The following is an 11,464-nucleotide window of genomic DNA, read 5'->3' on the forward strand; positions in this document are numbered from 1 at the left end:
CAGATATGGGGAATATGGAAATGGCGCATCACATTTTGCGTGATGCGCCACAGATTTATGACATCGTGCGGGGCTTAGCCATAAAAGGGCGATGCCATATCAAGGCTTGCGGCCTCGGTCGGGGCAGCATCAAAAATGCGGGTATAGAAGGCCGCATTCAGTTCCTTGGTTTCGGTCGGGAAATAATCAATCGCGAACCGTTTGGCATTTTCGATACTGTCAAAGGCATAGAAGCCGCCAACAGTTCCGGTGTGAAGACCACTTAGCCAGGTTTTCGCCATCAGGCCCGGTTGCTGTTTCAGGATCGGGTTGAATTTCCGCCACGGGCCATTGTCAAAGGGCAGAACATTCAGCTGCACCTCGGTATAGACAAAGGCGGCCGGTTTGCGATCAAGGCGCACGCCGTAATGCGCGGAATTCATATCAAGGCTTGCCTCGCGGGTGGCGACCGCATCAAACACACGCGTGGTCTGGGCAACGCCAAAGCCGCGCGCCTCGGCCGGGAAATAGTCGGTTACGAATTTCTGGGCGTTTTCGATGCTGTCAAAGGCATAGATACCGCCCGCCGAATTATTGCCAAGCCCCGAAAGCCAGGTCTTGTTGATAAAGCCCGGCTGGGCCTTGATCTTGTCATTGATGGCCTGCCAAGGCACCTGGTCGAACGGGGCGGAAATCTGAAGTTCGGTATAGACAAAGGCATTCTGGGTCATTGCGGTGTTTCCGTTTTTTGCAGCGGTGGCTGCTTGTAAAAATGTCGGGGTGATAAGGGCCGTACCGGCAAGTGCGATGCCGGTTCCAGCCTGTTTCAGAAAGGTCCGGCGATCCGGGCGGTGGCCGGTTTCATGTTCAGACAGCGATGGTCGTTTCGGACCGATTGTCATGATGGTTGATCCATGTTGTTATAAATATAACGATCGTTATTTAAATGAGTGATCGACAATCGCGCTGCTGTCAATTAAAAATATAACGGTCGATATATTTTTGAGGATCACATGGTCAAAAACCAGACGCGCAAGGAAGAAACCCGGCGCAACATGCTGGACGCTGCAAGCCGCAATTTCCGGGAAAAAGGCTTTGCCGGGGTGGGGGTTGATGGCATTGCCAAGGCAGCCAATGCGACCTCCGGGGCGTTCTATGCCCATTTCGGGTCAAAGGACGGGGCGTTTCGTGCGGCCCTTGATCTTGGCCTTGATGAAGTGATTGACGGTATCCCGCGATTCCAGCGTGATTTCGGGGATGGCTGGACCGATGCCTTCATTGAATATTATCTGGGGCGCGCCCATCGCGATGATCTTGCGTGCGGCTGTGCGATGACAAGCCTGTCGCCGGAAATCAGCCGGGCCGATGATGAAACCCGTGCGCTTTATGATCGCAAGATGCAAACCATCGCTGGACTGGTGGCAAGGGGATTGCCGCAATTTCCCGACGCCCAACGTCTTGAAAAGGCCTGGGCGTTTCTGGGTGTCCTGATTGGCGGGCTTACAATTGCACGTGCGCTTAAGGATGATGCGGCGATTGATGCCGTTTCAAATGCGATCAAATCAACGGCTCAAGGGATATTGATCCCTTAAGGTTCAAGGGATGATCGGCCAACTTCAACGAAATTCAGCCCCCCGGCACGTGACCAGGGGCATGATTCTGGATGACATGGGCGTGGAAAAGGACGCCTCAGGCGTCGATTGCCGGTTCCTGAAGCTGCAATTCGCGGGCGATGATGACCGCCTGTGTGCGGCTATGCACCGAAAGTTTGCGCAGGATGGCCGATACGTGGGCCTTGACGGTGGCCTCGGTGACATCAAGCTCATAGGCGATCTGCTTGTTCAGCTTCCCTTCGGTAAGCATGTTCAAAACGCGAAGCTGCTGCGGGGTAAGTTGTCCGATCTTTTCGGCAAGGCCGGTGGCCTCGTCATCGGCCGGGCCGTTTTCCATGGCTTCGCGTGCCCAGTCGGGCATCCACATGCCGCCATCCAGAACGGTTTTAACCGCAAGGCCGATCTGGTCCACCGGGGCGGATTTCGGTACGAAGGCCGATGCGCCATATTCGATAGAACGACGGACAACCGGAAGTTCCTGACTGGCTGAAACGATGGAAACCGGGATATCGGGATAAGATGCACGCAGTGTAAACAGGCCGGTAAAGCCGTTCATGCCAGGCATATGAAGATCAAGCAGGACAAGATCAATATCGCCCTTGTGGGCTTCGATCTGTTCAAGGGCCTCAAACAGGCTTCCCGCCTCATAGACCGTCACGTTATCCAGTTCTGTTGATAATGACTGTTTTAATGCTCCGCGCACAAGCGGATGGTCATCAGCGATCAGAATCTGGAAAGTCTCGGTCATTGGCGAGTATCCCCTGGATGTAATTTCCCCGACAGGTCGCAATTATTCTATCCCGATCAATCGGAACTCACAAAGCGTTAGGTGAGATAATGTTGGGATAATTTTGATTTTGGTATGGGTGCGACCCGAAAAGCGGCATTCTGCAAACAAGGATAAGGTGCAGAAGGTTGAGGGAAACCAAAGATCACTCTCGCCCCACGAAATGTGAAACTTTGGCCCCCCTCGCGCCACCGTTTGGGATTATGCATACTAAAATAGGTGCCGTAAACTCCGCATTTGAGGAAAAATGAAATTTATCCTATCAGTGAAACGAATGACCGAAATTCAGTTCTGACAAACGACACTGCGCTGCAATATTGGCGATTTTATACAATCCGTTCCAAAACCGCGCAGCCCAAGGGAAAAAGGACACAGAAATGTCTGAACAGCCGCACGTGATTCACCGTAAAGACTATAAAGAACCTGACTTTATTGTAGAAAAGGTCGAACTGGTTTTTGATCTCGATCGGGACATCACAAATGTCAAATCACGGCTTTTTGTGGCTGCGAATCCTGCGCGCGGGACTGGCAAGGGCGATGAAGTCTTCCTGCATGGCGAAGACATGAAACTGCTTTCGGTGACCCTTGATGATGCGCGACTGGCTTCAAGCGATTTTACTGTCGATGCCGAAGGATTGCGTTTTGTCGCACCGGGTGAAAATTTCATCGCCGAAATCGAAACCCAGATTTCACCGGCCAACAATACCCGCCTCGAAGGGCTTTATGTGTCGCAAAGTGCGTTCTGCACCCAGTGCGAGGCCGAAGGTTTCCGGCGTATCACTTATTTCCCGGATCGCCCCGATGTCATGGCGACCTACAAGGTGACGATCAATGCCGACAAGGCAAGCTGCCCGGTTCTGCTGTCAAACGGCAACCTGATTGATAGCGGTGATCTTGAGGGCGGGCGTCATTTCGCGGTGTGGGAAGATCCGTTTCCCAAGCCATCCTATCTGTTTGCACTGGTTGCCGGTGATCTGGCCTGTGTCGAAGACAGCTTCAAAACCCGTTCGGGCCGTGATGTGGCGCTGCGAATCTTTGTTGAACATGGCAATGAAGATCGTTGCGACTATGCGATGGACAGCCTGATCCGTTCCATGAAGTGGGACGAGGATGTCTATGGCCTCGAATACGATCTTGATCTGTTTAACATCGTGGCGGTCTCGGACTTCAATATGGGGGCGATGGAAAACAAAAGCCTCAATATCTTTAATGCCAAATACATCCTGGCCAAGCCCGACACCGCGACCGACATGGATTACGAACTGATCGAATCCATTGTTGCGCATGAATATTTCCATAACTGGTCGGGCAACCGGGTGACCTGTCGTGACTGGTTCCAGTTATCCCTTAAAGAAGGCCTGACCGTTTTCCGCGATCAGGAATTCTCCGCCGATCAGCGATCCCGCCCGGTGCAGCGCATCAAGGATGTCGCACAGCTTCGTGCCCGTCAGTTCCCCGAAGATGGCGGGCCGCTTGCCCATCCGGTACGCCCGGACAGCTATATGGAAATCAACAATTTCTATACTGCCACGGTCTATGAAAAGGGCGCGGAACTGATCCGCATGATGCATACGCTGCTTGGCGCGGATGGTTATCGCAAGGGCATCGACCTTTACTTTGATCGCCATGATGGTCAGGCCGTGACCTGCGATGACTTTGCCAAGGCGATGGAAGACGCCAATGATGCCGATTTCAGTCAGCTCAAACGCTGGTATTCACAGGCCGGTACGCCGGAACTGACCTGGCAGGGCGACTATGATGCGGATGCCAAACAGTTCACCCTGACCATAACCCAGAAAACCGACCCGACCCCGGGCCAACCCGATAAACTTCCGCTGCATATGCCGATTGCGGTCGGTTTGCTTGGGGCAGATGGCTCGGACCTGGTGGCAAAAACGGTCGAGCTTATCCAGGATCGTCAGGAGTTTGTGTTTGACGGCGTTGGACAAAAGCCGGTTGTTTCCTTTAACCGCGGTTTTTCTGCGCCGGTCAATGTCATGACCGATCAGCCGGACGCGGAACTTGTTTTCCTGATGGGCAATGATGCGGATGCGTTCAATCGCTGGGAAGCCGGACAGAAATACGCAACCCGTCTGATGCTTGGTGCGATTGCGGGCTTTGAGGAAAATGGCGGGGATGCAGACAGTGCGCTGGATGCCACGGGCGAAAGTGTTGATGCCTTTATCGCAGCAATGCGCGCAACCCTTTTGAACAATGATCTTGATAAGGCATTCCGTGCCGATGCGCTTGTCCTTCCGGGGGAAGAATTCCTGTCAGAACAGCGCAAGCCCGCCAACCCCGAAGCCATCCATCAGGTCCGCAAGGCCCTGCGCAAGCGGATTGGTCTCGCATTGCTGGCTGATTTTGCCAATTGCTACCACCAGAATGGCTCGAATGCGGCCTTTGCCCCGGATGCGACGTCGGCCGGACAGCGTGCCTTGCGCGCAACCGCCCTTGGCTATCTGGTGGCAAGCGAGAAGGGCGAATATGCCGATCTTGCCGCCGAACAATATCGTACGGCGGACAACATGACCGATCAGATGGCGGCCCTATCGGTGCTGAACCATCTCGATCATCCGGGCCGGGCCGATGCCCTTGCCGATTTCGAAGCCCGCTTTGCCAAGGATGGTGTGGTTCTGGATAAATGGTTCGCGCTTCAGGCGATGTCGTCACGCGACGATACGCTTGCCCGCGTCAAGGATTTGATGAGCCATCCGGGCTTCACCATGCGCAACCCCAACAAGGTCCGTTCCCTGATCGGGGCCTTTGCGGTGGGCAACCCGCGTGCCTTCCATGCCAAGGATGGCTCGGGCTATGCATTCTATGTCGATCGTCTGATCGAACTTGATGACATCAACCCGCAAGTCGCCGCACGCCTGTGCGCACCGCTTGGCAAATGGGCGAAATATGATGCGGATCGTGTCGGCCTGATGAAGGCCGCTCTTGAACGGGTTCTGGCGAAACCGGAAATTTCGCGCGATCTGTATGAAATCGCATCGAAATCGATTGCCAGCTAATCCTTGGCTTTGTCGTAACAAAACGAAAAGGGCGGCCTTCGGGGCCGCCCTTTGTCTTGATCGGGTATGAAGACGATCAGGTCAGTTTCATGCGTTCGCTAAATTCCCGCATACGATCGGAAAGATTGCGTGCCATCTCCGAAAGCTGATGGCTGGCACTGTTCAGGTCCTGGGCATTGCGCCCGGTGCCCAGCGCACCTTCATTCACGAACCGGATCATTTCATCCATTGACCCGGCGCCTTCGGCAATGCGCTGAACGTTTTCGGAAATTTCGCTTGTCGCACGGCGCTGTTCATCGACCGACTGGGTAATGGTCGACTGGATGTCGTTAACCTGATGGATAACGTCGCCCACCGTGCTGATGGAATGGGCGGCTTTCTGGACTTCCTGCTGGATCGCAGTGGTCAGATCGCCGATTTGCCCGGTTGCATTCGCGGTCTGATCGGCAAGCGATTTGACCTCGTTGGCAACCACGGCAAAGCCCTTGCCAAGTTCACCGGCACGTTCGGCCTCGATTGTCGCATTAAGCGACAAAAGCTTGGTGCGGTGGGCAATATCGTTGATCAGATCAATGATTGATCCGATTTCCGAGCTGGCCTTTTCAAGTGATCCGATATTACGCTGGCTTTCTTCGGCCTGTTGCTGGGCCCGTCCGGTCACGGTGGATGCCTCGGTGGCCTGACGGTTGATTTCGGCAATCGAGGATGAAAGTTCCTCGACCGCGGTGGCGACATTCTGGGTGTTTGATGCCGCTTCACGCGATACATCAAGCGCCCCGCCAGATTGCTGGACCGTGTTTTGCGACTGATCGGTCAACTCGCTGGCAAGGCCCAGAAGCCCCTCGGACTGTTCGGTAACCGATTGGGCGACACGGGCAACTTCGGCCATCATTTCGGTGATGGCGACTTTGCTTTCTTCGCGTTCGGTCACCGCATTCCAGGCAAGCATGGTCCCCAAAAGCGCATTGTCCTTGTCACGCACCGGGGCGGCAAGGATTTCAAGGTAATCACGCTTTGTTTGAATGATATCGGTAAAGGGCAGGTTGTCGGCATTGGAAAGACGCGACTGGAATTCAGGACCCAGTTCAAGGAAATCCCCCGAAACCGAACTTGCCGTGCCACCGACATAGTTCTGGGCGCTGGCATTCAGATATCCGATGCTGCCATCTGGCGTGATCATGGCGGTCATGGTCGGGGTATGTTCGACCATGTTTTGCAGGATCAGAGCCTGACGGACTGATTCGCGAAGGGCAATCAGGGCCTTTTTCATGTCCCCGATTTCATCACTGCCAACCTGTGGCAGGCTGACATTGGTGTCGCCTTCGGAAATCGATGTCATCGCACGGGCAAAAGCCCGCAGGTTGCGAAACACCGTCGTGCGCAACAGGACCCAACCCGCAATCCATCCGGCCAGCAATACGCCCACCAGTATCTGGATCGACAAAGTCCGCAGATCATCTGTCTGGGCATAAAAGTCCGAAATGTCGCGGTCAAACACGGCCTCGGCCCAGATGCCGCCGCGTCCGTCATTGATGGCAACATCAACTGCGGCACGATGGATTTCCGGGCTTGCCGTTGTGGCCGGGGCCTTGTTGGTGCCGGTCGTAACAGCTGCAACGTCCTGAGGATCATCTGTTTCTGTCAGGGCCTCGCCGGATTCTTCTGCCTCGCCACTTTCAAGGCTTTCAAACAGGATCGCCCCCGATTTGTCGACAATCTGGAAATTCCCGCCCAGAACTTTGCCGATTCCGGCCAGTGTCGGCAGGGGATCGGTAATCACCTCAAGGAAGCCGACCGCACGGAACCCGCCAACCGGCAGGATCAGGCTAAAGACCGGGCGGCCTTCGGGTGTGGTCCACATAAAGTTCGCCGGTTTGCGTGCTTCACCCTTGTCACGCCCGGCCAGGAACGCTTTGATGTCGGGGTTATCGGTGGCACTTGCCCCGATATGGGCTTTTGAAGTGGCGATCTGTTTGAATTCCTGATCATAGGCGATGGCGCCAAGCAAATTGACATCGCCCTGAACCACCTCGCGCGCATTTGACAGAATATCAAGCTCTGCCTGCATGCGGTTCTGGTCATTCTCCTGATAGCTTTTGACCAGAGTGCCCGTGCGTGACCATTCATTGGCAATCGGGGTGATTTTGTCTGCATAGTCGGCCGCCACCCGCGATCCGACAAAGAAATTGACCGTTCCGCTGACCGAATTGTTCAGCGTCTCAATAGCAAAGTTGCGATAGGTATCTCCCGTCCAAAGCAACATCCATGTAACAGCACCTGAAACCAGTAAACCCGTTACAAGCAAAATACGCCGTAACGTCAGAAGGCTGGTTGCGCCTCCTGAAATAGCCGTCTTTGCGGCCTTATCTCCCGTCATATCCAATACTCCAGAGCAAACCGTTTTTTGTTTTTTTGTCTTGTCTCGGTGTCTCGCTCCCGCGCGGTCCTACTTCTTGAGAGTAGTTTTGATGATCCAAACAGAGCTTAGTTTGGAAAACAATCTTTTAGTTGCGTAAATCCGCTGAAAACTGCGGAAAAGCCGGAATTTTATGTGTACTTGATCGGGCTTGTTCTCCTTTAAATGGTGTCAATCCAGAGGCGATAAAAGCCAATGGTTTGAAATTCAGGGAAAAAATTTGCGAATGTGTGTGATAATCGTTTGCAATTGCATTTTGAATGCTCTATGACTGTCTTTGTCAAATGCAGACGACAATGTCGTTTGCGACCGGTCTTCAGGCTGACATGGCGTGCCTGATGACCATTTATCTTCGGGACTCTCTCTCTCCCCGAAGGTCGATCTCTCTCACTCGAGGGGGCTGGTATCCGGTTTATTGTGCGGGACAATGCCGGGGAACATACCAGCCCCTTTTTTTTATCCCAATTCATCTCAATCCGGTTTCAGGTCCGTGCTTTGGCGCGCAGCACCTTCGTATCGCTATATCTATATATAAAGTGCAGTGTCGCTGATTGAATGGCTTTAGCGTTTTATAAACGTGCTGGCTGCTACAAACAATTGTCACTAATGATGTCGTGAAGGATGGCCAAGTTCATGGTTGGCGATGACCAGACCAACAAACCCGATTTGCGTGCGACGCCTGAACCTGCTCCGGAACCGGAAGCAGAGCAAAAGGATGCGCCGCTTCCGGCATTTATTTATGGACGGGACGGGCATGGTGATGGCGCCGGGCGCGATGGACATCGCACCGGGGACCGACAAAACTTCAATACACGGATAGCTGATATGGATCGCAAAACCCTTCTTGGTCTCGTAACCGGGGCAGGTATGCTTGGGCTGGTTCTGTTCTTTGCCGGAATGCTGGTAGGGGCGGGACTGTTTATGGATTCCGATAGCGGAACGCCAAGTGCCGCGGCTGAAAAGGCCCCGGTCGAGATGCTGGCAACCGCACCCGAGGAACCGGCTGCCCTGTCCGAGCCGATCCCGCAAACCAGCGAACCGGCGCCAGCGGCCGAGATCGCGGAAAACAGCGACGACCCGGTTGGCGATCTGATTGCCCAGCGCAGTGCCGCCCTTGATGATGCCGTCGACGAAGCCGTGAAAGAGGCCGAGCGTTCAGAAGATAGTGCTGCCAATGCCGATGCGCCTGAGGTTGCGACCGAGATGGAAACTTCTGGCGATGCAGAACCGCTTTCGGCACCGGAAATCCGCGAAGTCGGCCAGGCACCTGCCGCACCGGCTGCGCCTGCGGCCCCGGTGATTGAAGAAAAAGCAGCAACCAAGGCACCTGCACCGGCTGCTGAAACGCCGCAGCTGCCAAAGACTGAAACAGCCAAGGCTGCGTCGGCAGCGACACCTGCAAGCAAGACAACAACACCAACCAATGGTGATACGCCGTTCTCGGTTCAGATCGGTGCCTTCAAGGTGCATGAAAATGCCAGCCAGCGCGCTGAGGAATTGCGCAAGCTTGGTCTGTCTGTTGCGGTGGTTGCCCGCGGGGCTGCCGATGATACCGCTTGGTATTATGTCCGTATCGGCAAATACGCGACGCTTAAGGCGGCGCGCGACGATGCGGCAAAAATCAAAAAGGATCACGCCCTTGACGGTTTCCCGGTTCGCGCAGAACCGAACGACCGCGAGGTTGATTAAAAACCATCTGGTCCTGATACGAACCAGCAACGGGGTGATACAGAAATGTATCGCCCCGTTTTTTATTGCGGCTTTCCAAATCCGGTAAGGGGCAGGGGCCGTTGGCCGGAAAGTCGGGGCCTTTGGCGATTTTGTCGTTAACGGGTTTGTTTTTGTCCCCTGTTTGCGGCATTCTACTTGCCATCACTGGACAAAGGCTTTAGGCGGTAGGCCCAGTACAGAAATCACAAAGGCAGCGCCGATTGCGGATGGCTGCCGCCCAAGACAGGATGGCTGGCAAGATATGAGCACGCACAAGGATTTCCCCAATCTTCACATTCTGGACCACCCGCTGATCCAGCATAAACTGACCCACATGCGAAAAGTCGAAACCTCGACCAAGACCTTCCGCCAGTTGCTGAAGGAAATCGCGCTTCTGATGGGCTATGAAATCACCCGCGAACTTCCTGTCAGCTACGAAGAAATTCAAACGCCGATCTGCCCGATGAAGGCACCGCTTATTCAGGGGCGTAAACTGGCTGTCGTGCCGATCCTGCGTGCCGGTTCGGGCATGGCGGATGGCCTGATTGAACTGATGCCGTCGGCCCGCATTGGCCATATCGGTCTTTATCGCGATCCCGAAACCCACATGCCGGTCGAATATCTGGTCAAGCTGCCCGAAGTCGAAGGTCGTACCTTCATTCTGGTCGATCCGATGCTGGCAACCGGCAACTCGGCGGTGGCTGCGATCGATACGCTTAACAAATACGGTGTTGCCGACAAGGATATCCGTTTCATGGCGCTGGTTGCGGCACCAGAAGGCGTCAAGGTCTTCCAGGATGCGCACCCGGATGTTCCGATCTATACCGCCGGCCTTGACGAGAAGCTTAATGAAAAGGCTTACATCGTTCCGGGTCTTGGCGATGCGGGCGACCGTCTGTTTGGTACGCGCTAAGCGTTTCTCGCTTCGAGGCGAACTTGACCTAAGAAAAAAGGGTGCCGATTGGCACCCTTTATTTTTTGCTGATTTGCGATGATGTCGGATCAGCCTTTCGGCGATACCGTAATATCGACAACGGATCCAGCAAACGAACCGCCGGTAAGCTTGATGGTCGCAACGCGGCTTTCGCGGTCATAAACCATGACGGAAATATCGGCACGGACAACCGTCACCTTGCTCCAGCCGAAATTCGGCATTTCGCGTTCGTAGAAATCATACATCTGAGCTTGCGAGCCACCGGCATTCAGAACCAAACGGCCATGCCATGCGTCGGATGCCCCGAAAATGATGCTCCGATCCATATCCAGTGTCGAATTGGACGGCATCGGTATATCTGTGAACTGGGTAAAGGACGGTACAGGTGCGCCGCCATTGCCGCCACCACTGCTGCCGCTGCCGGAACTGGTGTTGGGCACAAGGGTGTTGCCAGAACATCCTGCCAGTGAAAGCCCTGCAATCGCAGCAGCACATATAAGATATTGTCGAAGTCTCATTATCTTCCCTCGGTCCCCTGATGCCCTTGATGCGTGCGCGGGCATGGATATCTATCCGTATAATCGGGTGATAATGTAAAGGAAAGGTTCACATATTCGCTTTTGCACCATTTTGTTGACGCAGTTTTGGATCATCCGGCACGCGCCGGTTGCGCGATACATATATATGTGAATGTCGGTTACTGGTTTCGGCACTGCAAGGTCAGAGGATTCTGTCTTACCTGCCTGGTTAAACCGTTAATTTGTCGGTTTGAACGAATCATCCTGAATTTCTTTGGCGCTGTTTGAAGGCGAAGGCCCACCGGGAACAGGGGTAAATCCTTGGCCCTTACGCGTTTCTTCAACCCTTGGTCCGCAACGGTCAATGCGATGGTTGCTGTGGTTGGATGGTGTTCGAAGATTAGAGTGTTGAAAATTAACGATATTTGGAAAAATCACGATTAAATGCACTTTTTTCTGAAAAAGGTGTTTACAGGTCCTGATATGGGCC

Annotated in this window: 9 protein-coding genes; 4 read left to right on the top strand and 5 right to left on the bottom strand. The window is 54.1% G+C overall.

Going from position 1 to position 11,464, the window contains the following annotated elements; all coding sequences use genetic code 11:
* Window positions 1–74: 74 nt before the first annotated feature.
* Complete coding sequence (locus TH19_RS21485; RefSeq protein WP_114104415.1) at window positions 75–881, bottom strand: YdhR family protein; 807 nt, start codon at window positions 879–881, stop codon at window positions 75–77.
* A gap of 111 nt (window positions 882–992) precedes the next feature.
* On the opposite strand from TH19_RS21485, the gene TH19_RS21490 reads away from it, so the two are divergent.
* Window positions 993–1,571, top strand: coding sequence for a TetR/AcrR family transcriptional regulator (locus TH19_RS21490; RefSeq protein ID WP_114104416.1), 579 nt, complete (start codon window positions 993–995; stop codon window positions 1,569–1,571).
* Between the two features lie 97 nt (window positions 1,572–1,668).
* Here TH19_RS21490 and TH19_RS21495 read toward each other — a convergent pair whose 3' ends face one another.
* The gene (locus TH19_RS21495; protein ID WP_114104417.1) at window positions 1,669–2,340 is read right to left on the bottom strand and encodes a response regulator; all 672 of its coding nucleotides are present in this window, start codon (window positions 2,338–2,340) and stop codon (window positions 1,669–1,671) included.
* Window positions 2,341–2,756: 416 nt separating this feature from the next.
* Here TH19_RS21495 and pepN point away from each other — a divergent pair, with 416 nt between their 5' ends.
* Window positions 2,757–5,396: an aminopeptidase N gene (gene pepN, locus TH19_RS21500; RefSeq protein ID WP_114104423.1), complete on the top strand. Its 2,640-nt coding sequence runs from the start codon at window positions 2,757–2,759 to the stop codon at window positions 5,394–5,396.
* 76 nt (window positions 5,397–5,472) lie between these two features.
* On the opposite strand, the gene TH19_RS21505 is transcribed toward pepN, so the two are convergent.
* A complete protein-coding gene (locus tag TH19_RS21505; RefSeq protein ID WP_258548078.1) occupies window positions 5,473–7,773 on the bottom strand; it encodes a methyl-accepting chemotaxis protein in 2,301 nt (766 codons plus the stop codon).
* Between the two features lie 660 nt (window positions 7,774–8,433).
* On the opposite strand from TH19_RS21505, the gene TH19_RS21510 reads away from it, so the two are divergent.
* Entirely contained in the window at window positions 8,434–9,501 is a 1,068-nt protein-coding gene (locus tag TH19_RS21510; protein ID WP_114104419.1) for an SPOR domain-containing protein, read from the top strand.
* Between the two features lie 283 nt (window positions 9,502–9,784).
* Window positions 9,785–10,435, top strand: coding sequence for a uracil phosphoribosyltransferase (gene upp, locus TH19_RS21515; protein WP_114104420.1), 651 nt, complete (start codon window positions 9,785–9,787; stop codon window positions 10,433–10,435).
* 89 nt (window positions 10,436–10,524) lie between these two features.
* Here the strand turns inward: upp and TH19_RS21520 are convergent, their stop codons facing one another.
* On the bottom strand, window positions 10,525–10,974 hold the full coding sequence (locus TH19_RS21520) for a hypothetical protein (protein WP_114104421.1): 450 nt from the start codon (window positions 10,972–10,974) through the stop codon (window positions 10,525–10,527).
* A gap of 237 nt (window positions 10,975–11,211) precedes the next feature.
* Window positions 11,212–11,464: hypothetical protein (locus TH19_RS22975; RefSeq protein ID WP_220151786.1), on the bottom strand; the 253-nt coding region annotated here is incomplete at its 5' end.

Source organism: Thalassospira profundimaris, assembly GCF_003326675.1.
Taxonomy (GTDB): Bacteria; Pseudomonadota; Alphaproteobacteria; order Rhodospirillales; family Thalassospiraceae; genus Thalassospira; species Thalassospira aquimaris.

What these genes read in the sequence shown, in the direction of transcription:
- TH19_RS21495 (WP_114104417.1), bottom strand. Translation starts at nt 2,340, where the DNA reads ATGACCGAGACTTTCCAGATTCTGATCGCTGATGACCATCCGCTTGTG.
- pepN (WP_114104423.1), top strand. Translation starts at nt 2,757, where the DNA reads ATGTCTGAACAGCCGCACGTGATTCACCGTAAAGACTATAAAGAACCT.
- TH19_RS21485 (WP_114104415.1), bottom strand. Translation starts at nt 881, where the DNA reads ATGACAATCGGTCCGAAACGACCATCGCTGTCTGAACATGAAACCGGC.
- upp (WP_114104420.1), top strand. Translation starts at nt 9,785, where the DNA reads ATGAGCACGCACAAGGATTTCCCCAATCTTCACATTCTGGACCACCCG.
- TH19_RS21490 (WP_114104416.1), top strand. Translation starts at nt 993, where the DNA reads ATGGTCAAAAACCAGACGCGCAAGGAAGAAACCCGGCGCAACATGCTG.
- TH19_RS21505 (WP_258548078.1), bottom strand. Translation starts at nt 7,773, where the DNA reads ATGACGGGAGATAAGGCCGCAAAGACGGCTATTTCAGGAGGCGCAACC.
- TH19_RS21510 (WP_114104419.1), top strand. Translation starts at nt 8,434, where the DNA reads ATGGCCAAGTTCATGGTTGGCGATGACCAGACCAACAAACCCGATTTG.
- TH19_RS21520 (WP_114104421.1), bottom strand. Translation starts at nt 10,974, where the DNA reads ATGAGACTTCGACAATATCTTATATGTGCTGCTGCGATTGCAGGGCTT.